The sequence below is a fragment of the Chryseobacterium rhizosphaerae genome (assembly GCF_003385455.1).
Classification (GTDB): Bacteria; Bacteroidota; Bacteroidia; order Flavobacteriales; family Weeksellaceae; genus Chryseobacterium; species Chryseobacterium rhizosphaerae.
This window is the reverse complement of the sequence record NZ_QNUF01000024.1, coordinates 1-23215: the sequence shown is the minus strand read 5'-3', so window position 1 is coordinate 23215 and position 23215 is coordinate 1. Positions and strand designations below refer to the sequence as shown.

At 37.4% G+C, this 23215-nt stretch carries 20 protein-coding genes and 1 pseudogene; 14 read left to right on the top strand and 7 right to left on the bottom strand.

The annotated features are described in order from the left end of the window. Positions 1-40 precede the first annotated feature (40 nt). Complete coding sequence (locus DRF57_RS17615; protein WP_084085943.1) at positions 41-1237, bottom strand: argininosuccinate synthase; 1197 nt, start codon at positions 1235-1237, stop codon at positions 41-43. Further along, positions 1209-1895 carry a GNAT family N-acetyltransferase gene (locus DRF57_RS17610; protein WP_115919917.1) on the bottom strand — a complete coding sequence of 229 codons (687 nt, stop codon included), beginning with the start codon at positions 1893-1895 and terminating at the stop codon, positions 1209-1211. Before DRF57_RS17610 ends, DRF57_RS17615 begins: the two co-directional genes overlap by 29 nt. Before the next feature lie 160 nt (positions 1896-2055). Between DRF57_RS17610 and DRF57_RS17605 the strand changes: the two genes are divergently transcribed. From DRF57_RS17605 to nhaA, 12 genes are all read left to right on the top strand, one after another. Further along, the gene (locus DRF57_RS17605; protein WP_115919915.1) at positions 2056-2472 is read left to right on the top strand and encodes an IS1/IS1595 family N-terminal zinc-binding domain-containing protein; all 417 of its coding nucleotides are present in this window, start codon (positions 2056-2058) and stop codon (positions 2470-2472) included. Between the two features lie 196 nt (positions 2473-2668). Then, complete coding sequence (locus tag DRF57_RS17600; protein WP_047485201.1) at positions 2669-4048, top strand: hypothetical protein; 1380 nt, start codon at positions 2669-2671, stop codon at positions 4046-4048. 106 nt (positions 4049-4154) lie between these two features. Then, on the top strand, positions 4155-5735 hold the full coding sequence (locus DRF57_RS17595) for an MFS transporter (protein WP_115919913.1): 1581 nt from the start codon (positions 4155-4157) through the stop codon (positions 5733-5735). A gap of 43 nt (positions 5736-5778) precedes the next feature. Then, entirely contained in the window at positions 5779-6006 is a 228-nt protein-coding gene (locus DRF57_RS17590) for a DUF6814 family protein (protein ID WP_047485203.1), read from the top strand. A 62-nt stretch (positions 6007-6068) separates the two neighbouring features. Beyond that, positions 6069-6263 (top strand): hypothetical protein, encoded by a 195-nt coding sequence (locus tag DRF57_RS17585; protein ID WP_047485206.1) that lies wholly within the window; start codon positions 6069-6071, stop codon positions 6261-6263. Beyond that, complete coding sequence (locus DRF57_RS17580; RefSeq protein WP_167449384.1) at positions 6256-8958, top strand: ATP-binding protein; 2703 nt, start codon at positions 6256-6258, stop codon at positions 8956-8958. The genes DRF57_RS17585 and DRF57_RS17580 overlap by 8 nt, the downstream gene beginning before the upstream one ends. 9 nt (positions 8959-8967) lie before the next feature. Then, positions 8968-9330 carry a response regulator transcription factor gene (locus DRF57_RS17575; protein WP_047485210.1) on the top strand — a complete coding sequence of 121 codons (363 nt, stop codon included), beginning with the start codon at positions 8968-8970 and terminating at the stop codon, positions 9328-9330. A gap of 179 nt (positions 9331-9509) precedes the next feature. Further along, positions 9510-11393: an AMP-binding protein gene (locus DRF57_RS17570; RefSeq protein ID WP_115919909.1), complete on the top strand. Its 1884-nt coding sequence runs from the start codon at positions 9510-9512 to the stop codon at positions 11391-11393. A 57-nt stretch (positions 11394-11450) separates the two neighbouring features. After that, complete coding sequence (acs, locus tag DRF57_RS17565) at positions 11451-13358, top strand: acetate--CoA ligase (RefSeq protein ID WP_047485215.1); 1908 nt, start codon at positions 11451-11453, stop codon at positions 13356-13358. Between the two features lie 396 nt (positions 13359-13754). Beyond that, positions 13755-14120, top strand: a complete 366-nt coding sequence (locus DRF57_RS17560) for a hypothetical protein (RefSeq protein ID WP_115919907.1) — start codon at positions 13755-13757, stop codon at positions 14118-14120. A 111-nt stretch (positions 14121-14231) separates the two neighbouring features. Further along, positions 14232-16442 (top strand): RelA/SpoT family protein, encoded by a 2211-nt coding sequence (locus tag DRF57_RS17555; protein ID WP_047485221.1) that lies wholly within the window; start codon positions 14232-14234, stop codon positions 16440-16442. Positions 16443-16444: 2 nt separating this feature from the next. Beyond that, positions 16445-17623 carry a Na+/H+ antiporter NhaA gene (nhaA, locus tag DRF57_RS17550; RefSeq protein WP_115919905.1) on the top strand — a complete coding sequence of 393 codons (1179 nt, stop codon included), beginning with the start codon at positions 16445-16447 and terminating at the stop codon, positions 17621-17623. On the opposite strand, the gene DRF57_RS17545 is transcribed toward nhaA, so the two are convergent. Next, entirely contained in the window at positions 17620-18633 is a 1014-nt protein-coding gene (locus tag DRF57_RS17545) for a YihY/virulence factor BrkB family protein (protein ID WP_047485226.1), read from the bottom strand. The genes nhaA and DRF57_RS17545 overlap by 4 nt on opposite strands. A 254-nt stretch (positions 18634-18887) precedes the next feature. Then, entirely contained in the window at positions 18888-19337 is a 450-nt protein-coding gene (locus tag DRF57_RS17540) for a DUF1569 domain-containing protein (protein ID WP_115919903.1), read from the bottom strand. 119 nt (positions 19338-19456) lie between these two features. Here DRF57_RS17540 and DRF57_RS17535 point away from each other — a divergent pair, with 119 nt between their 5' ends. Both DRF57_RS17535 and DRF57_RS17530 read left to right on the top strand, forming a co-directional pair. Further along, the gene (locus tag DRF57_RS17535; protein ID WP_115919901.1) at positions 19457-20443 is read left to right on the top strand and encodes a GlxA family transcriptional regulator; all 987 of its coding nucleotides are present in this window, start codon (positions 19457-19459) and stop codon (positions 20441-20443) included. A 192-nt stretch (positions 20444-20635) separates the two neighbouring features. Further along, complete coding sequence (locus tag DRF57_RS17530) at positions 20636-21109, top strand: 23S rRNA (pseudouridine(1915)-N(3))-methyltransferase RlmH (RefSeq protein ID WP_047485233.1); 474 nt, start codon at positions 20636-20638, stop codon at positions 21107-21109. Between the two features lie 72 nt (positions 21110-21181). Here the strand turns inward: DRF57_RS17530 and DRF57_RS17525 are convergent, their stop codons facing one another. The 3 genes and pseudogenes from DRF57_RS17525 to DRF57_RS23690 form a co-directional block, all read right to left on the bottom strand. Beyond that, entirely contained in the window at positions 21182-21748 is a 567-nt protein-coding gene (locus DRF57_RS17525; RefSeq protein ID WP_115919899.1) for a DUF6705 family protein, read from the bottom strand. 36 nt (positions 21749-21784) lie between these two features. Next, positions 21785-22351 carry a DUF6705 family protein gene (locus tag DRF57_RS17520; protein ID WP_115919897.1) on the bottom strand — a complete coding sequence of 189 codons (567 nt, stop codon included), beginning with the start codon at positions 22349-22351 and terminating at the stop codon, positions 21785-21787. Positions 22352-22366: 15 nt separating this feature from the next. Beyond that, positions 22367-23215 (bottom strand): annotated as a pseudogene (locus DRF57_RS23690) (hypothetical protein); the annotation flags it as partial.

The window sequence follows — 23215 nt, the reverse complement described above, 5'->3', positions numbered from 1 at the left end:
GATAGGATAACCTATCTTTATATTAAATGTCCTTTCGGAACTAGTTGATATTTTGGTTAATTTGGTGGTATATATTTAAAGAGTTGCTTACAATTTTTGTATACCCTTTTACATCTTCCCCTGTCCATGCTCTGTTTGCTTCTCCATAGCTTCCAAATTGATCAGACATTAAATCATGAACAGATTCAATCCCATTTAAAACAAATCTGTAAGGATGAAGGGTAATAAATACTTTTCCACTTACTGTTTTTTGAGAATCCACTAAGAAAGATTCAATATTTCTCATCACAGGATCTAAAAACAATGCTTCATGAAGCCAGTTTCCATACCAATCGGATAACTGAGATTTCATCATCTGCTGGTATTTTGAAAGAGTATGCTTTTCCAATAAATGGTGTGCTTTAATAATTACTGAAGCTGCTGCTGCTTCAAAACCTACTCTTCCTTTTATCCCTACAATGGTATCTCCAACATGGATATCCCGACCAATACCATAAACAGAAGCTAATTTTTCTATTTTCTGAATAGCATATACGGAATGTTCAAAACTTTCCCCATTCACAGCAACCACTTCTCCATTTTTAAATTCGATCTCCAGTTCTGAAGCCTGAGTTTCCTGAATTTGAGAAGGAAATGCTTCTTCCGGCAGGTAATTTCTTGATGTCAAAGTCTCCTTTCCTCCTACAGAAGTTCCCCAAAGCCCTTTATTCACTGAATATTGCGCTTTATGAAACTCCATTTCATAGCCATGGCTTTTCAAAAACTCAATCTCCTCTTCACGGGATAAAGCCATATCCCGGATCGGGGTAATGATCTCCACATCGGGACACATTACCTGAAATATCAAATCAAAACGAACCTGATCATTTCCGGCACCTGTACTTCCATGAGCAATAGCATCTGCCTCAACTTCAATTGCATATTTTGCAATCTCCTGCGCCTGAATAGTACGCTCAGCACTTACAGAAAGAGGATAGGTATTATTTTTCAATACATTCCCAAAAATCAAATACTTCACACAAGAATTATAATAATCTTCCTGAGCATCTACGCACCTGTATGCTTTCACCCCTAGATTAAGGGCTTTTTTCTCCAGTTCCTTTTCTTCTTCTTTAGAAAAACCTCCGGTGTTTACAGTTACTGCATATACATCATACCCTAGTGTTTCACTAAGATATTTCGCACAGTAGGAAGTATCTAAACCTCCGCTAAACGCTAAGATGACCTTCTTTTTCATCTGAATTCTTTTTATTTTTGTTAATGGCCAGATGAAATTCACCAGGAGAATTTTGAGCAGAATACCCCAATCCCGTTTGGCTTATTTCATCATATTTATCTTTAGGCTGATCATTCACAGCCTCATTTTTTGTTATATTTTCCGGAACAAACAACATTGCCGTACACAGGCAGTTTTTACGTTCCTTCTTCATTAAAATTTCGTAATTGACACAGTTTTTACAACCGCTCCAAAATTCCTCATCCTGAGTAAGCTCAGAATAAATGACCGGCTTGTATCCTAAATCACTATTGATTTTCATCACCGCCAGACCTGTAGTCAACCCAAATACTTTAGCCTCCGGGTACTTTTCTCTAGATAATTGGAACACTCTATGCTTGATCTGAGTCGCCACTCCTCCATTCCTGAATTTCGGAGATACAATTAATCCCGAATTGGCAACAAACTTTCCATGTGACCAGGTCTCTATATAGCAGAAACCCACCCACTCACCGTTTTCAGTAGCTACCACAGCATTGCCTTCTGAAATCTTTTTACTTAAATATTCGATGGAACGTTTTGCGATACCCGTTCCTCTGCGCTGTGCAGAATCATACATTTCCTGCTGTATTTCACTCACATACATTAGATGTTCGCATGAGGAAATTTCTATTTCCATTTATTTATCTAATTTTTTTGGCAAATTTAAAATATAATTCCTATAAAAACCAAATAAAAAAGATATTTTTTTTGTTTTAAAAAATTACACAGGTAAAATTATCTTTACGAGAAATTATATATTTGCTAATTTATTATATATTTGCTAAAAAAGTATAGCTATGGAAAATACATGTCCTAAATGCAGTAGTAATAAAGTAGTTAAAAGCGGGATCATCAATGAAAAACAACGGTTCCACTGCAAGAACTGCAAGTATTATTTCACGGTCAAAAAACTGGGAAAGCAGATTGACGACTACTATGTAACCAAAGCTTTACAGCTCTATCTGGAAGGTCTAAGCTACCGTGAAATCGAAAGAATTATCGGGGTTTCCCATGTTACGATCAGCTCATGGATCAAAAAATACAATATTACCAGACCTCCCCATTCTGAATTCCATCCCGTTTATAAAATATTAAAACAGAATGAATTAATTGAATACATCGCCCAGGAAGAAAACATTAAAAACTCGGGAATTATCATTACCCAGTTTGCCGATAAGTACATGCTGATTAAATGGGAGAGATTTAAGAAGTAGAGAGAAGATGTTAGATATCTAGATATCAGATTTTAGACAAAGTCACTTAACTGTATTTCTCGATCTCGCAACACGCATCTCGCACCTCTTATCAAAAAAACTATACTATTACCACTAATATATATTAAATTTTTATAAATAAATTATTAATTCCAATTTGGCATTCACAAAAAACAACGCCAAAAATTGATAATTTATGAAGAAATTACTTACATTCATTGGAGTAGCCTTAATCAGCAGTTCTTTATACTCGCAAGGTTCTCCTGATTACGGCAGCGGATTAAAAGTCAACCTCAACCCGGACGGAGATAAGTTCATCAGATTTATTTTATGGGACCAGCTCTGGTTAAGAAACACTTCTATGAACCCCGGGAGTATGGTGGGAAGTGAACCCACAGACAATTCCTGGAGCATAGGAAACAGAAGATTACGGGCTTTAACGTATGCTCAGATCTCCAAAAGATATATGATCCTCCTTCATTTCGGAATTAACAATCAGACCTTCATCAACGGAGGTGCAACAGGAACTTCAGGAACAGGAGGTTACGGAAACGGAAAGAAAACCCAGCTGTTTTTCCATGATGCATGGAATGAATATGCAGTTATTTTACCTGGAGAAGCGGGAAAATTCAGTTTATCTTTAGGGGCAGGGCTCCATTACTATATGGGACTTTCCCGAATGACGATGGCTTCTACATTGAATTTCCTGACTGTAGACTCCCCTGTTTTTTCATGGCCTCTTATTGACAATTCAGACCAGTTTGCCAGACAGCTTGGAATGTTTGCCAAAGGAAAATATGGAAAACTGGAATATCGCCTCAGCTTAAACAAACCTTTTGCAACAGACCTGACACCAGTGAATGTCACTGATCCTTCGAGAGCGGTAGCGGTGGATAATAATGGAAACCCAAGTTTTTCAAAGGCAGGGTATCTTGAATATCAATTCCTTGATGAAGAGTCCAATACACTACCTTTCAAAGTAGGTTCTTATCTGGGAACAAAGAAAGTTTTCAATGTGGGGGCCGGGTTTTATCATCAGGCAGATGGGACAAGAACTTCCGTTAATTCCAATATTGAAAAACACGACATCACTCTTTTTGCAGTAGATGCTTTTGCAGATATTCCACTGGGAGAAGCCAAAAATAAAATGGCCGTTTCTGCTTATGCGGGATATTACAACTACAATTTCGGACCCAATTATGTAAGAAATCTGGGAACAATGAATATTGCCGCCACAGACCCCAATTTCATAGGTAATAAAGCCATTGCAGGGCCGGGAAACTTACAGCCTACTATTGGAACAGGTAATATTATCTACGCTCAGGCAGGCTTACTTTTACCCAGCCAGGCTGAAAAACCAAAGATCAGAATACAGCCTTTCGCAGCCTACACACATAAGAGTTTTGAGGCGTTCGACAAGTCTTCCTCTCAGTTTGACGTTGGAGCCAACTGGTTTATCGATGGTCATCATGCAAAAATCACCACACAGTATTCAACACGACCGGTTTATACCAGCCCCACTGAAAGTCCTTCTTCAAAAGGCGAATTCATTGTACAGTTTCAGATTTACCTATAATCCACCGTCAACAATACACAGCATTAAGGCAATGAAAACAATATAACCTGATAAAAAATTCAGAGGAATTATTATCATTTTCTACTAATATCAAAAACTAATCAATATGAGCGAAAAGCACTACGAAAGCTACGAAAATATGACCGACAGGCAGAAAAACCGCACCATATGGAGCGTTATTACAGCCTCATCTCTCGGAACTCTGATTGAATGGTATGACTTTTACATTTTCGGAAGTTTAGCCATCGTTTTAGCAACAAAATTTTTCCCTGCGGATAATCCTACCGCTGCCTTTTTATCTACATTGGCAACATTTGCTGCCGGATTTGTAGTAAGGCCTTTCGGTGCTTTATTCTTTGGAAGACTGGGAGATCTTATCGGAAGAAAATATACCTTCCTGGTGACTTTACTGATTATGGGGTTTTCCACTTTCCTTATCGGATGTATTCCAAGTTATGAAACCATTGGATTTATGGCTCCGGTTTTAGTTTTAATCTTAAGACTACTACAGGGTTTAGCGCTTGGAGGTGAATATGGAGGTGCGGCAACGTATGTCGCAGAATACGCACAACCTCATCGAAGAGGTTACTGGACTTCATGGATACAAACCACAGCTACTGCCGGACTTTTCATTTCTTTAATTGTTATTTTGATCACAAGAAAAACTCTTTCTCCTGAAGATTTCGACACCTGGGGATGGAGGGTTCCTTTCTGGATTTCTATTCTCATGGTAGGTGTTTCTTATATCATCAGAAAAAACATGAAAGAATCTCCGCTTTTTGCCAAGGCTAAGAGCGAGGGGAAAACGTCTAAAAATCCTTTAAAAGAAAGTTTTGGCAATAAATTTAACTTCAAATTTGTCCTGCTTGCTTTATTTGGAGCAGCGATGGGACAAGGGGTCATCTGGTACACCGGGCAGTTCTATGCTATGAGCTTTTTACAAAAGGTAATGAATGTGGAATCTTCCCAGGTAGATTTACTAATGGCAACAGCCTTGCTTTTAGGAACTCCTTTCTTTGTGTTTTTCGGTTGGCTCTCTGATAAAATAGGCAGAAAAGCAGTCATGATGACCGGGATGCTGGTCGCTATTTTAGCCTACAGACCAATATATGACAGCATGTTTAAAAGCGTAAATCTTGAAAATAAAACTGTAGCAGCCAATGGAATTACAGAAAAAAGAACAGCCAAAATCCATAATGACATTGCTACAGACAGCTTGGTTACCATTCATAAAGAGACCCTTTTTACAGATGGAACTTTAGTTAAAAAAGACAGTATTGTCCACTGGTCACCGACCGGTCCGGTTATGAAAGACGGAAAAGCTGAGGAAGCAAAAGTATCCCAAACCGTAAAATTAAGTGATGACAAGAAATGGTATCTGGTCTTCCTGGTATTTATCCAGGTAATATTTGTAACCATGGTTTACGGCCCTATTGCCGCATTCCTTGTGGAAATGTTCCCTGTAAGAATCCGTTACACATCCATGTCTCTGCCGTATCACATTGGAAATGGGGTATTTGGAGGTCTTCTTCCGGCAGTTGCCACGTATCTGGTGACTACAGGAAAAGAGGCAGGACATGCAACATGGTACCTTGAAGGTCTTTGGTATCCTATCGGAGTGGCAGCTGTCTGTCTTCTCATCGGATTAATTTATCTTAAAAATAAGAACAATAATCTTCACGATTAGGCATTGAATCACTCAAATTTTTATTAATTTTAAAACTATTAAAATGAACGGACTAAAAAAAATATTAGGCATTCTATGGATCGCAATTGCTGTGATCGTAGGATATTTCGGAACCACGGTAATGGGAATTCCCAAAATCACTTCCGGAAAACAGGAAGATCTGGTTTTTGGCATCATCATTTTGTTTGTACTGATGCCCATTGTCTCGGGTGGAATGGCCGTTTTCGGTTATTATGCGTTAACGGGAGAATATTCGGACGACAAAATTTAAAAAATAATATGGATAATTGATGGATGCAGCATTCATCAATTATCTTTTATCAATCATCATTTATGAAAAAAAGACACGAACAGAAACTCATTATCTTAAGCATCGGGCTGATGATTGCTTTCAGCATTCCCATTTCATTGATTTTCAACAGTGAGAAAAGTGTTTTGGGCTATCCTATGATTCTGGTCTACCTGTTTGCGGTCTGGATGATTTCCATCGTGATATCTTTTGTAATCGTAAAAAAATATGATGAGTAGTTTCGCTTTATTTTCTGTAGTCTTGTTTTATCTGGCCCTTTTGTTCTTAGTTGCCTATCTGGCAGAGAAGAAGAAAAGCAAGGTCTGGATCAACAATCCTTACATTTATGCTTTGTCTCTTGCCGTATACTGTACGGCATGGACTTACTATGGAAGTATTGGTGTAGCAGCTACAAGCGGATTAAACTATTTACCGATCTACATCGGTCCCATCATGATTATTCCTGCATGGATTTATATCAATACACGGATTGTAAGGATTTCAAGAGTCAATAAAATCAGTAGTCTTGCAGATTTCATTTCATTGCGATACGGAAACAGCAGAAGCTTCAGTGCTATTATTACCATAGTATGTCTTTTTGCTATCGTCCCTTATATTGGATTGCAGATTAAAGCGATTTCCGAGACCTTTCATCTGGTTACCGAAACACCGATGTCAAAAGATATCCTTACTGACAATGCTACTTTTGTGGTCGTTTTAATTGCTTTATTTTCCTCTTATTATGGAACGCGATATGTAGACGCTTCGGAAAAGCGACTGGGAATTATTTCAGCCATTGCCCTGGAAAGTTTTTTAAAATTATTCTTCATTATCATTCTTGGCTTTTTTGTCATTTATTATGTATTTGATGGTTTTTCAGATATTTATCAGAAGGCAAGCCAGTTTAAAGATTTTAAAGAAAAAAATACATTCAACGGAACTGAGGGCGCTATGAACTGGATGCTCCTGTGTATGATTTCCGCTACAGCCATCTGTATTTTGCCCAGACAATTCCATACCGCTATTGTGGAGAACAGACAGGAGAAACATATTAAAACAGCTATTTGGTTCTTCCCTCTTTACCTGTTGATTTTCACTGTATTCATCTTTCCTATCGCCTGGGGCGGAAGATTGATTTTCGATGGACAGAAAGTAAATCCGGAGTTCTACTCTATTTTAATTCCACAACATTTTGACAACACGCTGATTACAGTCTTGGTTTTCCTTGGCGGGTTAAGCTCGTGCATTTCAATGATCATTATCTCAGCCATTACTTTATCCATCATGTTATCCAATAACCTGATCATTCCTTATGGCTTGCTTGGAAAGTTCAAATCCGAAAGTGAAGAACAGAACACAAGAAATATTACCAACATCAGAAAATTCAGCATTTTCGCACTGATTATTATGGCTTTTGCCTTCTATAAATATTTTATACTGAAGACCTCTCTTGATTCTGTAGGTTTGATTTCATTTGTTGTCATCGGACAATTAGCTCCTTCATTTTTTGGTGCTCTATTCTGGAGGAGAGGAAGTTATAAAGGGGCTGTCATCGGGCTTATCGCTGGATTGGCAATCTGTTATTTCGGATTGATTATTCCTCAATATTATTTTTCTTACAACCAGGAGTTCAAAGGAGTGTTGAGAGAAATGTATGATGCTTTCGGCTTTTTCACCATCCCTTATTTGGGGAGAATTCCACAGATATTTTTCTGGTCAATTTTGGTGAATACCGGTTTATTTACCATCATTTCCGTGAGTACCAAAGGAAATTACAGAGAAAGAAACTTTGCGGAACTGTATGTAGATATCGACAAATATATTCAAAATCACGAAAACGCTTTTATATGGCGAGGTACAGCTTATATTTCCGATATCCAGAATATCCTCGAAAGGTTTCTAGGTAAAAGTAAAACGGAGCAGGCTCTAAGAATTTTCAACTTAAAATATAATATCGATTCTAATACAGAAACGGCAGACTCAAGGTTTATTAAATTCTCGGAAAACCTTTTAGCAGGAAGAATAGGCACTGCGTCAGCAAAAATTTTGATTGAAGGTGTAACCAAAGAAGATAAAATATCTCTAAAAGAGGTATTGAATATCCTGGAGGAATCCCAGGAAAACATCAGCTTAAATAAAAAATTGACAGAGCAGTCTGAAGAACTCCAAAAACTTTCTGATGATCTGCGTACCGCCAACGAAAACCTGATTGTCAAAGACCGTCAGAAAGATGATTTTCTGGATTCTGTTGCCCACGAACTGAGAACCCCGATTACAGCTATCCGTTCCGCCGGAGAAATTTTAGCGGATGACGACGATATCCCTTTTGATATCAAGCAGGAGTTTTTAAATAATATCATCACAGAATCTGACAGGTTAAGTGAAATCATCAACGATATTCTTTACCTTGACAAGCTTCAACATGGAGAAATCCTACTAAGTATTCAGAAAAACAACATCATTGAAACTTATAAAAAAGCATTGAACCCACTCCTCCACCTGATCCAGCAGAAAAACATTCATTTAAGTGAAGTGAATCTTCTGAATCAGTTTATATTTGAATACGATGAAGCAAGGATGATCCAGCTTTTTCAGAATATTTGGGGAAATGCATTGAAATTCACCGATGAACAAGGTACTATACAAACCAAACTTTTTGAAAAGGAAAGCCAGCTAATCATTTCTATTTTCAACACGGGAAAACATATTCCTGAGGAAGACCTGGAAATGATCTTTGACAAGTTTTACCAATCCAAAAACCAGAATATTTTAAAACCTACAGGAAGCGGACTCGGGCTCGCGATTTCTAAAAAAATCGTACAGGCTCACGGTGGAAGTATCAAAGCTGAAAACAGCGGACTTGGCGTCACTTTCACCATCAGTATTCCTGAGAAAATAATAAAAGAGATTAAAAATGAAGTTGAACATTCTTAAAAAGCACCTATGAGAAAGATAATCATTGCAGACGACGAACACAAAATATTAATGTCGCTGGAATACAGCTTTAAGAAAAACGGATATGACGTCTATATTGCACGCGACGGAACAGAAGTTCTGGAATTCTTAAAAACAATGGTTCCCGATGTAATCCTCCTCGATATCATGATGCCTAATCTTGATGGATACAGCACGCTGGATCTCATCAAACAGGATGACAAAATGAAAGACACAAAAGTCATCTTTCTCAGCGCCAAAAATAACCCGAGAGACATTGAAAAAGGTCTTGAAATGGGAGCTGACGCCTATGTAACAAAACCTTACTCGATTAAGAAACTGATGCAGCAGATTGAGGAAATGTTTGGATAGAGGGGAGATGCCGGATTTCAGATAAGAGATAAGAGATAAGAGACACGAGATATGAGATATGAGACATGAGATGAAAAGAAGGGACTGTTTCGCCTTTAGATCACACTAAAACGACTACTTACCCTTGTCAAGGTTTAAAACCTTGACAAGGGTATTAAACCAAACACACGACTATTGTTATGAAGACAGATACGTTATTTAAACAAAGTATAGAAGATAAAGAAGGCTTCTGGAAAGACCAGGCCGCAGAAATACAATGGTTTGAGTTCCCACAAAAGATCCTTTCCAAAGATGGTAACGGTTACCCTCAATGGTTTTCTGACGGAAAACTTAATATGTGTCATTTATGTATTGACAGGCATATTGAAGATGGTTTTGGGGATCAGAATGCCCTTGTTTATGATTCACCCGTAACCGGTGCGAAGAAAACCTATACTTTCAATCAGGCCAAGGAAGAAATTTCAAAATTTGCGGGAGGATTATCTTCTTTAGGATTAAAAAAAGGAGACACCGCAGTCATCTATATGCCCATGATACCGCAAACCCTTTTTGCCATGCTGGCATGCGCAAGAATTGGAGTTATTCATAATGTGGTTTTTGGCGGTTTTGCCCCTCATGAATTGGTGGTGAGAATTGACGACTGCAAACCGAAAGTATTAATCACCGCTACAGCAGGTATAGAAATCGCTAAAAGAATCCCCTATCTTCCTTTGGTAGAAAAAGCAATTGAACTGGCCCAGGATAAAGTGGACCATATTGTCGTTTACAACAGAAAATTGGTAGATAACCAGCATGAAATGTTTGACGGACTCATTGATTATGAAGAGCTGGTACAGAAGTCAGCACCGGCTGATTGTATTTCAGTGGAATCTACCCACCCTCTTTACCTTCTTTATACATCCGGAACTACGGGAAAACCTAAAGGGATCGTCCGTGATACCGGGGGCTATGCTACAGCCCTACAATTCTCTATGAAATATGTGTATGGAGTTGAACCGGGAGAAACCTACTGGGCAGCTTCTGATTTCGGATGGGCCGTTGGGCATAGTTTTTCTGTGTATGGACCGTTGATCAATAGAAATACGACCGTTATTTTTGAAGGAAAGCCTATCATGACTCCTGATGCGGGAACTTTCTGGAGAATTATTTCAGAATATAAGGTTTCCGTTATGTTTACGGCTCCTACCGCTATCAGGGCCATCAAGAAAGAAGACCCCAATGGAGAATTGGTCAAAAAATATGATCTTTCCCATTTTAAAAAACAGTTTTTAGCAGGCGAGCGCTGTGATGTAGCAACACTGGACTGGTTTGCAGAGCATATCGGAGTTCCGGCTATTGATCATTGGTGGCAAACAGAATCAGGATGGCCCATGCTGGGATTACTGACTTCAGATCAGTATACCATCAAAAGAGCTTCTGCAGGAAAACCTATTCCTGGATATGATATTAAAATTTTTGATGAAAACGGATTAGAACTCGACCCTCATCACGAAGGCTACCTTGTGATCAAACTCCCCCTTCCTCCGGGTGCATTACTTGGAATATGGAAAGACTATGAACGCTTTGAGGACAGCTATCTATCCCAATACAACGGTTATTATTTTTCGGGAGACGGCGCTATCCAGGATGAAGATGGTTACATTTTTATTACCGGAAGAGTGGATGATGTAATCAATGTTGCCGGACACAGGCTTTCCACCTCGGAAATGGAAGAAATTGTCTCATCCCATCCTGATGTCGCAGAATGTGCTGTTGTGGGTATTGATGATGACTTAAAGGGTCAGATTCCTTTTGCAACAGTGGTTTTAAAAAACGGAACACGAGTTTCAGAAGAGGAAATAGAAAAAGAGATCATCAAAATGGTTCGTGAAAAAATTGGTGCGGTAGCCTTTTTAAAAAACGCTATGGTTGTCAAGCGCTTACCCAAAACACGATCCGGAAAGATTTTAAGAAAGCTGATCAGAACATTGCTTGATGGGAAAGATTTTCAGATTCCATCGACCATTGATGATGAGAAAATCATTGAAGAAATCCAGGAAAAAATCGAGGTTTATAAGGCTTAAACGAGAATTTAAACATAAATTTAAAGTATAATAAAATTTCAAAAAAACGAAAGGGATATGAGAAATTACTTAATAGAAGATTTACCACAATATTTTGAAGATTATAAAAAGTCTATCAAAAATCCTAAGAAATTCTGGGATAAAGTAGCGGATCAAAACTTCGTGTGGTATCAGCGATGGAGCAAGGTGGTTAAGTATGATATGAATGAAGCAAAAATCACATGGTTCAAAAATGCCAAACTCAATATTACGAAAAACTGTATCGACAGGCACCTTGCCATAAGAGGAGACAAAACAGCTATTATCTGGGAACCCAATGACCCTAAAGAAGAAGCTCAGCATATATCTTATAACGAACTCTACACCCGCGTCAACAAAACAGCCAATGTTTTACGGGATATGGGCATTGAAAAAGGAGACAGAGTATGTATTTATCTCCCGATGATTCCTGAATTAGCAGTTACGATGCTGGCTTGTGCTAAATTAGGAGCTGTTCACTCTGTTATTTTTGCAGGGTTCTCAGCTGCTGCAGTAGCCTCAAGGGTGAATGACTGTGAAGCTAAAATGGTTATTACTTCAGATGGAAGTTATAGAGGGAATAAAGTTTTGGATTTAAAAAGCATTGTAGATGAGGCCCTGGAAAAAACCCCGACTGTAGAAAATGTACTGGTGGTAAAAAGAACTCATAATGAGATTAAAATGAAGGACGGCAGAGACCATTGGCTGGCTGATCTGTATGAAAAAGCATCTCCTGATTTCGTTACGGTCATTATGGATTCCGAAGATCCTCTTTTCATCCTTTATACTTCCGGATCTACCGGAAAACCGAAAGGAATGCTTCATACCTGCGCCGGTTATATGGTGTATACCGCTTATACTTTCAAAAATGTATTCAACTATAAAGAAAATGATATTTACTGGTGTACAGCAGACATCGGATGGATCACGGGGCATTCTTACATTCTTTACGGACCGTTATTAAACGGTGCTACTACCGTTATCTTTGAAGGAGTTCCTACCTACCCTGAACCGGACCGTTTCTGGGAAGTGATTGAAAAACATAAGATCACGCAGTTCTATACCGCTCCTACCGCGATCCGTTCTTTAGCTAAAGAAAGCGCAGAGTGGGTAGACAAGCATGATTTAAGCTCTTTAAAAGTAATAGGCTCTGTAGGTGAACCTATTAATGATGAAGCATGGCACTGGTTCAATGATCATGTTGGAAAGAAAAAATGTCCGATTGTGGATACGTGGTGGCAAACCGAAACGGGAGGGATTATGATTTCACCTCTTCCATTTGTAACTCCTACAAAACCAACCTATGCTACACTTCCTTTACCTGGAATACAGCCGGTTTTAATGGATGACAAGCGCAACGAAATTACAGGAAACCAGGTGACAGGAAATCTCTGCATCCGCTTCCCATGGCCAGGAATTGCAAGAACAATCTGGGGAGATCATCAAAGGTATAAAGAAACATATTTTACAGCTTTCCCTGGAAAATATTTTACAGGAGATGGAGCTTTAAGAGACGAGGTGGGTTATTACAGAATTACAGGCCGTGTGGATGATGTGATCATTGTTTCGGGACATAATCTAGGAACAGCTCCTATTGAAGACAGTATCAACCAACATCCAGCTGTTGCAGAATCAGCAATCGTAGGATATCCACATGATATTAAAGGAAACGCTTTATACGGGTATGTTATGCTTAAGGAGTCCGGAGAGGGGCGTGATAAGGAAAATCTTAAGAAAGAAATTAACCAGTTGATTTCTGATCAGATCGGACCTATTGCCAAGCTTGATAAGATCCAATTCGTTTCAGGACTTCCTAAAACCCGTTCCGGAAAAATCATGCGTAGAATATTGAGAAAAATTGCGGAAGGCGACTTTAGCAACTTCGGAGACATCAGTACTTTACTGAACCCGGAGATTGTAGAGGAAATTAAGAATGAAAGAATTTAATTACTTCCAGCATGTAAATACAGAGGCCGTTTCAACCATTGAAGCGGTCTCTTTTTATATTACCTGTCATCAAGCAGCATTGATTTTCAGTTTTTCTGAAAGTTAAACACAGTATACAAATACATGGAAAACCTCATAAATCAGCGAGAGATAAATTAGACTTACATCACGGCAATGATTTTCAATCCCTTGGTATCAGAGGAACCTACAGATGTTGTATGAGAAATATTATGATTTACTTTAATCACAATATTAAACATGCGTTCAATAGACATTCTTAAAAATTTTAACATTGTATTATAGATAGAACATTAATAGATAAATTTTATTGTTTTTTATTTAAATAAATCGGAAAATTATTACTAACTTTAATAACAACTTTAAAACCCATTAATTATGTCAAATATATTAGCTGGGCTATTTGAGCACAACAGCGATTACAAAAAGCTTGAAAATGATCTGGAAAACTCAGGATTCGGAAATTCAGATTACATCATATACCTTAATAGCGAAGATAATCACACACAATATCTGGCGAGTGTGGCGGTGAAGGACAGCAGCCAGGCAGAGAGTGCCCGGAACATTTTCAACCAGCATATTGTCTTAAAGACGTATTTGTTTGAAAATATGAGCATCGATCAGGCCAATTACGACACTATTAAAAAATATATCGATGCAAGAAACAGGGCTGAAATCCATAACAGTCCTGACATTAAGATCAAAACGTCAAGTGACGGTATGAATTCTGAAGTAAAGTTCTAATCAATATAAAAACCTAGTAACCGGGAATCCGTAGAAATATTCTACGGATTTTTTATGTTTGAAAAACGTAAAATTTTTCGTATTTTCGTCTAAATATAGGTATTTACACAAATGAGTTACGACTTAGAACAAGAGAATAAAGAAATCCTTGCGAGATATAAAGATCTGATTTCTAACACCTACAGGACTTTGGATGAGGAAAACAACAAACTCATCCGAAAAGCCTTCGATATTGCTTTGGACGCCCATAAGGATCAAAGGAGAAAATCCGGAGAGCCCTATATCTACCATCCTATTGCTGTTGCTAAAATTGTAGCGACTGAAATTGGGCTGGGAGCAACTTCCATTGCCTGTGCTCTTCTTCACGACGTTATTGAAGATTCCGACTATACCTATGAAGATCTGAAGAAAATCTTTGGAGAGAAAATCGCAAGCATCGTGAATGGATTGACCAAAATATCCATCATGAACCACCAGAATATCTCCGTACAGTCTGAAAATTACAGAAAACTTTTACTGACACTGTCTGAAGATTTCAGGGTAATTCTTATCAAAATTGCGGACCGTCTTCACAATATGCGGACTTTGGAGAGTATGGCTCCGGATAAGCAAAAAAAGATCGCTTCAGAAACAGTTTATATTTATGCACCCATGGCTCACCGTTTAGGTTTGTATAATATTAAATCTGAGCTGGAAGATCTTTCATTAAAGTACAACAATCCTGAGGTATATAATGAAATCACGGAAAAGTTGGAATTGGCTAAAGAAAACCGTGAAAGATATATTGAGGAATTCAAAACCGAGGTTTCAGAGAGACTGAAAGAAGAAGGACTGAACTTCACCATCAAAGGCCGAGCAAAAGCTATTTCCTCTATTTACAGGAAAATGCTGAAACAGGGTGTTTCTTTTGAAGAGGTTTTTGATAACTATGCGATCAGAATTATTTATAAATCTGATGCTAAAAACGAAAAATTCCTGGCCTGGAAGATTTATTCTATCGTTACCGACGTATACCACAGTAATCCTTCCAGAATGCGGGACTGGATCACACAACCGCGTTCAACAGGCTACGAAAGTTTACATTTGACTGTTCTGGGGCCTGATAAAAAATGGATCGAAGTACAGATCCGTTCCGAAAGAATGGATGAAATTGCTGAAAAAGGAGTTGCTGCCCACTACAAATACAAAGAGGGCTATAAACAAAGCTCCGATGACAGGAATTTTGAAAAATGGGTAACGGAGATCCGTGATGTGCTTGAACAGCAACAGAACCTTTCTACCTCCGAGCTTTTGGATAATATTAAACTTAATTTATATTCTAAAGAGGTATTTGTATTTACACCTAAAGGAGAAATCAAGATTCTGCCAACCAATGCCACTGCTCTGGATTTTGCTTTTTCCGTTCACTCGGATTTGGGAATGAAGTGCTTAGGAGCGAAGATCAATGGGAAACTGGTTCCTATTTCCTACACGCTTCAAAACGGTGATCAGGTCGACATTCTATCTTCTCAAAATCAGAAACCAAAATCTGACTGGCTGGAATTTGTAGTGACTTCCAAGGCCAAATCCAAGATCAAAAGTTATCTGAATTCGCAGAAAAATCAGCTGGTAGAAGATGGAAAAGAAATTTTACAAAGAAAACTGCGTCATGCAAAGATCAACTTTAATGACGAGGAGATTAATAAACTTCAAAAATTCTTTAATTTAAAATCATCACAAGAGCTCTTCCTTAAATTCCAAAGTAACGAACTGGATGTAAGCAGCTTAAGAAAATACATTGAAAGTAAAAACGTATTCAACAACCTGCTTTCAAGATTCAGAAAATCTCCTACAAAAAATCAACATTTCGAAGAGCCGAAAGAGGAAAACCTGGACATGATTGTTTTTGGTAAGGATGAAGAAAAACTGAACTACAGCTATGCAAAATGCTGTACCGTAATTCCCGGTGACAAAATTTTCGGATTTATTACCATTTCTGATGGGATCAAAGTACACAGTGACAACTGTCCGAATGCCATCAACCTTAGAGCGCAATACGATTATCGCGTCATCCCTGCCAAATGGGTAAATGCAGAAAGCTTCAAAGACAGAGTGAAAATCGAAATTGAAGGACTGGACAGAATGGGAATGATTAATGACATCACGGCCGTCATCAGTGGAAGTATGGGAATGGATATGAAAAGTATGTCTATTGAATCGAACAATGGAGTTTTCACAGGAAACATCAACCTTGAAGTAAAAAATAAGGGTCAACTGGAGGAAACTTTCAAAAAACTTAAAAGTATTAACGGCGTTTCCATTGTAAGACGTCTACAATCATAAATATGAATTTATCTCTTTATTTTAAAAAATTTTTCAACAACAGTCAGGCTTCAGGAATCATTCTTATCTTCTGTGTGCTTATTTCATTGCTGATTGCCAATTCATCAGCTGCTGAAGCATTTCAGCACTTTTTAGACAAGGAAGTAGGGACTCACCTATTTGGATTGGAATATCCTGTCAGCATCTGGATCAATGACGGTCTGATGGCTGTATTTTTTCTTTTGGTAGGTCTTGAAATAAAAAGAGAGCTTGTAGAAGGCGAGCTATCTTCTTTTAAGAATGCTTCGCTGCCTATTTTTGCTGCAGTAGGCGGAATGCTGGTTCCTGCAGTTATCTACAGTATATTCAATTCCGGAACGGAATATGGCAGTGGCTGGGGAATCCCTATGGCTACAGATATTGCTTTCTCACTGGCTATTATTTCAATGCTGGGAAAGAGAATTCCCAATTCAATCAAGATATTTCTTGCTGCCTTAGCAATTGTAGATGATCTGGGAGCGATCTTGGTTATTGCTATCTTCTATACGGAGCAGATCCATTGGAGCTATCTCCTGTTATCACTGGGAGTGGCTGCTCTTCTTTTCCTATTAAATTTTTTAAAGGTTACCCGTATTATATTTTATATTATTCCGGGACTATTTTTGTGGTATTTCCTTCATCATTCAGGTATCCATGCAACAATCGCCGGGGTTTTACTTGCATTTTCAATTCCAACGAATGCTTCTCATGTAGATATTTCGCCTTTGGAAAAGCTTGAACATAAGCTTCACATTCCTGTAAGTTTTCTGATCATGCCTATTTTTGCATTAACCAACACCAATATTACTTTCTCCAGCGAAATGGTTGCAGGTATTACAAGTACGTTGGGACTGGGAATTATCTGTGGGCTTATATTAGGAAAGCTGATTGGAATTAATTTATTTTCCTTTATTGCGATCAAAATGAAATTGAGTTCCTTACCCCAAAACAGTAACTGGGTTCAAATGATCGGTGTAGGTTTACTGGCCGGAATCGGATTTACCATGTCTATTTTTATAGCATTACTGTCCTTTAAAAACGAAATTCCGATCCAGAATGAAGCTAAATTTGCTATTCTGATTGCCTCATTCTTAGCTGCTGTGCTAGGATATACCATATTAAGTATGAGTTCTAAAGAACGTCCGGAGCTGGAAGAAAATTAATCTTTCTTCCGGTTTTCCAGCTTCCATTGATGTTCCTTATTATTCTCAAAATCCGGTTCTGTGATCTGAGTGTGGTAATGAGCGGCCTCTTTTTGAATTTCATCAGACAATAATTTCTCTATTCTAAGCTTTCTGATAGCCATATTCAGTTCGTTTCCAAAGAGAAGAAGATAGACATTCACATTCACCCAAACCATCAGCAGGATCATACTCCCTATGGAACCGTAAAGCACATTATAACGGGCTATATCTTTAACATAAATAGCGAAAATATACGTCGTAAGAACAAATAATATGGTCGTAAGGACTGCTCCCGGCACTGCCTGTCTGAAACGGGTAATTTTCACGGTTCCCAGCCAGTAAAATAAAGTCAGAAGAATAAAGTAAAACAGCGGAAAAGACACAAATCCAATAATACGGGAAAGGTTATCTACCAGCCATGTAACATCATAGGCCGGTGTAAAAAGTTTCATGACAACCTCTACATAGTAAACCCCGAACAGGGCTAAAAATACAATGGTAATAAAGCCAATGGTGATAAAAAATGAAAGAATAAATTCTTTGACATCACTGAGCTTTTCATCTGCATTTTCATTAAATCCATTGATAAGGGAAAATGTACCGTTGGTAGCAAAAACTAATGCCAGCACAATGGTCAGATTACTGATCCCTTTCATATTGGGAATAATATTGGTTTCTATATATCCTCTGACATCTCCCTCCATATTGGAAGGGAAAACATTATGCATCAACACTTCGAAAATATAAAACTGAAGCTTATCATAATGGGGCATATAAGGCAAAACGGAAAGTAAAAACAGAAGAAACGGAAATAAACTGATGGTAAAGCTCCAGGAAATAGCAGCTGCTTTTCTTCCTATTTTTCCTTTAAAAATCCCTGAGATATAAATTTGAAACATCTGCCATAGCGATATTCCCAAAACGGGAATATGAATGTCATCAAAAAACTCTTGAACTTTCAGGATAAATCTGGGAACCTTTATACTCATCTATGTTATAATTTGGCAATTAGGAGAGCAATAAAAATCTGAAAACACCCATTTTAATAAGCATTTCCGTAAATTTTATTCATCTCTCATTACAAATATAAACATTTTCTGCCTCCTGCTTCCAAAGCTGAATTGTATAGAACTGAGGTTGATAGACAAGAATTATAAAAATCCTGAAATATTCGTCGTTATTGATGCAATACTTTTTAAAGCAAACAAAAAGGTTTTAAAATAATTCAAATAACGTTTTAACATCAGGCATTAAACTGTCTTAAATGATGATCCATATGTTTGTACACAAAAATACCGATATCCTCTGTTTTCATTTTGCCAAAAAAATCATGGATAAATTCCGGATTTGAAAAATTTTCATAAGCAGCCATCTGCGCAAGCCATATCTTTTTCTCATCCTGTATATCTCCATTTTGTTCTTTGATCGTAAAGATACCGGCTGGAGCATTCTTTTTCATCGGCTTATCATCTTTTACCATACCTTTTAAAACCATTTTTCCAAACAGCTTCCCCAGAAACTCCTGCCTGTAAGAATGCCCTCCGTTTCCCAATACCCAATCATTCCATCGGGTACAATGTTTCATCATCTGATACAGGTTCATTTTACCCCATTGGGCCATATTATGGGAATTCAGTGTATTGATCCTTTCAATCAGCTCTTCCCTTTCTGCTTTGTTAAATATAGTTTTCATAACCAATCTTTTTGTAAAATTACGCCAGCTGTTACAGACTGTCCCTACGTTAAAATGACATTCTGTAGTGTATTTTGTGCCAAAATTTGCTTATTTTTAAGATCCCTAGCCTCCATATCATGAAACATATTTCAATTATAGTGTATGATCATATCATGTCTACTGCTGTATCCACCACTGCAGCATTATTGTCCAGTGCGAATGAAGCTGCGGTAAAAAGAGGTATGCCTATTCCTTTTTGTATAGAGCTAATTGGAGTTCATCAGAAAACGGTACAATCTAATCTTCCCATACAATTTCAGTGTACAAAAACAATATCGGATAAATTTGATACTGATGTTATCATTATTCCTCCAACAAGTATGGACCTTCTGCTAATAGATGTATTACTTAAAGAAAATCATGCATTGATTGACTGGATAAAGGAAAAATATCAGGAAAAAGCCGAAATTATCAGCTTATGTACCGGTGCTTATTTTTTGGCAGAGTGCGGTTTGCTCGACGGGATGCCGGCTACTTCACATTGGGGAGCTATGGAAGATTTACAAAAGAGATATCCACAGATAGATTTTAAACCCGATCATGTAGTTACTCACTCCAAAGCAATCATTACCGGCGGCGGAGGCTTCTCTTCATTAAATGCCCTGTTATATTTCATCGAAAAAAACTGCAGCAAAGAAATTTCCATCGAACTCAGTAAGTATTATGCTTTGGACTACGGACGGACATCTCAAAGCATTTTTACCGTTTTTTCAGGGCAACGTCTTCATAATGACCATGAAATCCACCAGGCGCAAACCTATATCGAAAAAAAATTCAAAACAGACATTTCTGTTGAGCACATTGCCCGCCAGGTGAATATGAGCAAACGGAACTTTATCCGACGATTTAAGACCGCTACTACATTGAACCCCATAGAATACATTCAACGGATAAAAGTAGAAGCAGCAAAAAAAGCATTGGAATCCGGTGAAGGCAATATTGCTGATGTCACCTACAGTATCGGATATAATGATTTGAAAACATTCAGGACCTTGTTTAAAAAAGTTACAGGATTAACCCCTGCAGATTACAGGAACAGATATAAAAGCCGTGTTATGGATTAATGCGGAATAAGATTGGAGACAGAGAGCTATGAGAGTAGAGACATGAGATGTTGAGATCGGAGACTGGAGATGTTGAGATGTGAGAAAGGAAATATAAGATTGGTTGGATGGCTCATATGGGCTTACAGTCTAAATATGGATCGGTCCTGATAAATTAAAAAGGCTTATCTTTGCGGCCTCAAACTTCTTATAATGCGAATCAGTTTACTTTGTATCGGCAAGACGGACGATAAAGAAATTACTTCCCTGATCAATTACTATCTCAATCGCCTGCCCAAGCACTGGAATTTTGAAATTACAGAAATCCCGGATGTCAAAAATGCAAAAAACTTATCTGCAGATCTTCTAAAAAAAGAAGAGGCTAAGCTATTCTTCAATCATATTGACAAAAACGATCTTGTTGTCATCCTGGATGAAAAAGGAAAACAGTTTACCAGCCGTGAATTTTCTCAGAAAATTGACAATTGGATGAACTCTTCTGTAAAAAAAGTACATATCCTGATTGGTGGTGCATATGGTTTTTCAGAAGAAATGTACAGCAGGGCCAATGAAAAAATGTCATTATCTAAAATGACATTTACCCACCAGATGATCCGGTTATTTATTGTTGAACAGCTTTACAGAGCTGATCAAATCCTGCAGGGAAAGCCCTATCATAATGATTAACTATAAAAACAAAAGAACTATCCAAAATTTTAGATAGCTCTAGTTATAATAAACAATAATCTTTATTATCCATTACTGCTTGATAAGGATGATGCCTTTTGCATCGGGTATTACTGTTTTATATCCATTAGGACAACTTGCAATAATATCCATATCCTGCATGAAAACCAGCTTCATTTGGTTTAGGTTACTGGGATCAGGGAATGATAGATAAACATAGCCTTTATCATTGCACTCTGCATTTCCAGAATAGTACATTTGATACTTTATTAAATTTTTATCAAAATAATAACCACTCATAGAATTCAAGTCGTTATTATTCATAGAGCTATATATAATATTTCCAACATTATCCTTCGCTATAAACCTTCCAATAATTCTGTCCCAAAATTTTTCATTGAACCAGCCTCCATCATTTTCCTTTTTTATAAAATGAAATTCGTATGTTCTACCATCAGTATAGGCTCCTTTCCATATTCCTACAAATTTATTAAGCCTGTTATTTGTATCTTTAAGATAAACATAATCAGGGCAATCAGGTTTATTTTCACACTGCGATAATTGATCTAAAGAGATTGTCTGAGCTCTACAGGAAACAATACCCAAAATCAATAAAGTATAAACTATTTTATTTTTCATATTTAAATTAAAGCCTCTTCCATCAGAGGCTTTAGATTATTGTTTTGTAAGCATTATGGCTTTTGCATCGGGTATTACTGTTTTATATCCATTAGGACAACTTGCAATAATATCCATATCCTGCATGAAAACCAGCTTCATTTGGTTTAAATTATTAGAATCCGGAAAGGACAGATAAACATACCCTCCATCATTACAATCCGCATTAGCTGTATAAGACATTTGATATTTTTTTAGTTCTTTATCAAAATAAAATCCTCCTATACTATTTAGATCATTATTATTTAATGAATTATATAAAACATTTCCATTACTAGTTTTGACTACCATTTTACCAATTAAAATATCCCATTTACGTTCATTGGGTTCTCCATCGTCACTTTTTTTAGTAAAACGAAATTCATACGTTCTGCCATCTGTATATGTACCTTTCCAAATTCCTACAAATTTCTCTAATAAATTATCTGTATCTTTTGCATTGGTATAGCTTGGACAAGGGTATAAACCATTTTGGCATTCTGATAATTGTTTCAGTGTAATTGTTTGTGCTTTGCAGGAAACTATACCCAAAATCAATAAAGTGTAAATTATTCTATTTTTCATTTTTTTATTTTTTTATTATGAACAAGGTGAATTCGTTACACCGCTTTTATCTGTATTTAATGTTTTTTTTGTAATTGTTCCATCTTTCTCTATTTTTACAAGATTTACTCCTTTTACATACATTTTTTCCTCCATAAATTTAAGAAAATTCATTTCGTCAGATCTATCTTTATATTTTTCGAAGTATTTCTTATACATTTCCCTATATTCTGTTTTTGTATTTGTATAAGTAGTTTTGATTTGATTTGCATTTCCTGTAAAACGGATCTGATAATTTCCTTTTCCAGAAACCATTACAGCATAGATATCATCTAATGGTGTACCATTAGCTTGTGCATTACTGATCATCTGGTTAAAATAGATGACATCTGCCGGAGAAAATATTTTAAACCCAATTCTCATATTCCCTTCAGAATCTTCAAAGTCATTAGGATGCGTATGCATATAGCCTTTCATGTCAGGAGTTGGATCACCTAAAGTTAATGAATTGGTATCTTCAGTTGCAGAGGCATTATCTTTATACTCGAAGCTTCCATTTGTTTTTTCCACATATCCGGTTTCCTTTTTCTTATCTAAATTTGACTCCAATGTATTAATTTTAGCCTTAAAATTAGGGTTTAGAGCCTGACTTTTAAGCTTCTCACAAGGATCTTTAGTTGAAACCGGCGGAGTATTTACAATACCACCTCCTCCATTGCTGCTACACCCTCCATATTTGGGACACTCTCCCGAAGGTGATCCTTGATCTGGTGGGCAGGCTGTACATCCACCTCCACCGTCGTAAGGAGGGAAATACATTCCTCCCCCACCTCTCGGAGGTCCAACTATAATTTCAGGGATATCAGTATTACTACCACTGCCTAC

Coding starts and splice junctions, on each gene's coding strand:
- DRF57_RS17615 (WP_084085943.1), bottom strand. CDS start 1,237: ATGAAAAAGAAGGTCATCTTAGCGTTTAGCGGAGGTTTAGATACTTCC.
- DRF57_RS17610 (WP_115919917.1), bottom strand. CDS start 1,895: ATGGAAATAGAAATTTCCTCATGCGAACATCTAATGTATGTGAGTGAA.
- DRF57_RS17605 (WP_115919915.1), top strand. CDS start 2,056: ATGGAAAATACATGTCCTAAATGCAGTAGTAATAAAGTAGTTAAAAGC.
- DRF57_RS17600 (WP_047485201.1), top strand. CDS start 2,669: ATGAAGAAATTACTTACATTCATTGGAGTAGCCTTAATCAGCAGTTCT.
- DRF57_RS17595 (WP_115919913.1), top strand. CDS start 4,155: ATGAGCGAAAAGCACTACGAAAGCTACGAAAATATGACCGACAGGCAG.
- DRF57_RS17590 (WP_047485203.1), top strand. CDS start 5,779: ATGAACGGACTAAAAAAAATATTAGGCATTCTATGGATCGCAATTGCT.
- DRF57_RS17585 (WP_047485206.1), top strand. CDS start 6,069: ATGAAAAAAAGACACGAACAGAAACTCATTATCTTAAGCATCGGGCTG.
- DRF57_RS17580 (WP_167449384.1), top strand. CDS start 6,256: ATGAGTAGTTTCGCTTTATTTTCTGTAGTCTTGTTTTATCTGGCCCTT.
- DRF57_RS17575 (WP_047485210.1), top strand. CDS start 8,968: ATGAGAAAGATAATCATTGCAGACGACGAACACAAAATATTAATGTCG.
- DRF57_RS17570 (WP_115919909.1), top strand. CDS start 9,510: ATGAAGACAGATACGTTATTTAAACAAAGTATAGAAGATAAAGAAGGC.
- acs (WP_047485215.1), top strand. CDS start 11,451: ATGAGAAATTACTTAATAGAAGATTTACCACAATATTTTGAAGATTAT.
- DRF57_RS17560 (WP_115919907.1), top strand. CDS start 13,755: ATGTCAAATATATTAGCTGGGCTATTTGAGCACAACAGCGATTACAAA.
- DRF57_RS17555 (WP_047485221.1), top strand. CDS start 14,232: ATGAGTTACGACTTAGAACAAGAGAATAAAGAAATCCTTGCGAGATAT.
- nhaA (WP_115919905.1), top strand. CDS start 16,445: ATGAATTTATCTCTTTATTTTAAAAAATTTTTCAACAACAGTCAGGCT.
- DRF57_RS17545 (WP_047485226.1), bottom strand. CDS start 18,633: ATGAGTATAAAGGTTCCCAGATTTATCCTGAAAGTTCAAGAGTTTTTT.
- DRF57_RS17540 (WP_115919903.1), bottom strand. CDS start 19,337: ATGAAAACTATATTTAACAAAGCAGAAAGGGAAGAGCTGATTGAAAGG.
- DRF57_RS17535 (WP_115919901.1), top strand. CDS start 19,457: ATGAAACATATTTCAATTATAGTGTATGATCATATCATGTCTACTGCT.
- DRF57_RS17530 (WP_047485233.1), top strand. CDS start 20,636: ATGCGAATCAGTTTACTTTGTATCGGCAAGACGGACGATAAAGAAATT.
- DRF57_RS17525 (WP_115919899.1), bottom strand. CDS start 21,748: ATGAAAAATAAAATAGTTTATACTTTATTGATTTTGGGTATTGTTTCC.
- DRF57_RS17520 (WP_115919897.1), bottom strand. CDS start 22,351: ATGAAAAATAGAATAATTTACACTTTATTGATTTTGGGTATAGTTTCC.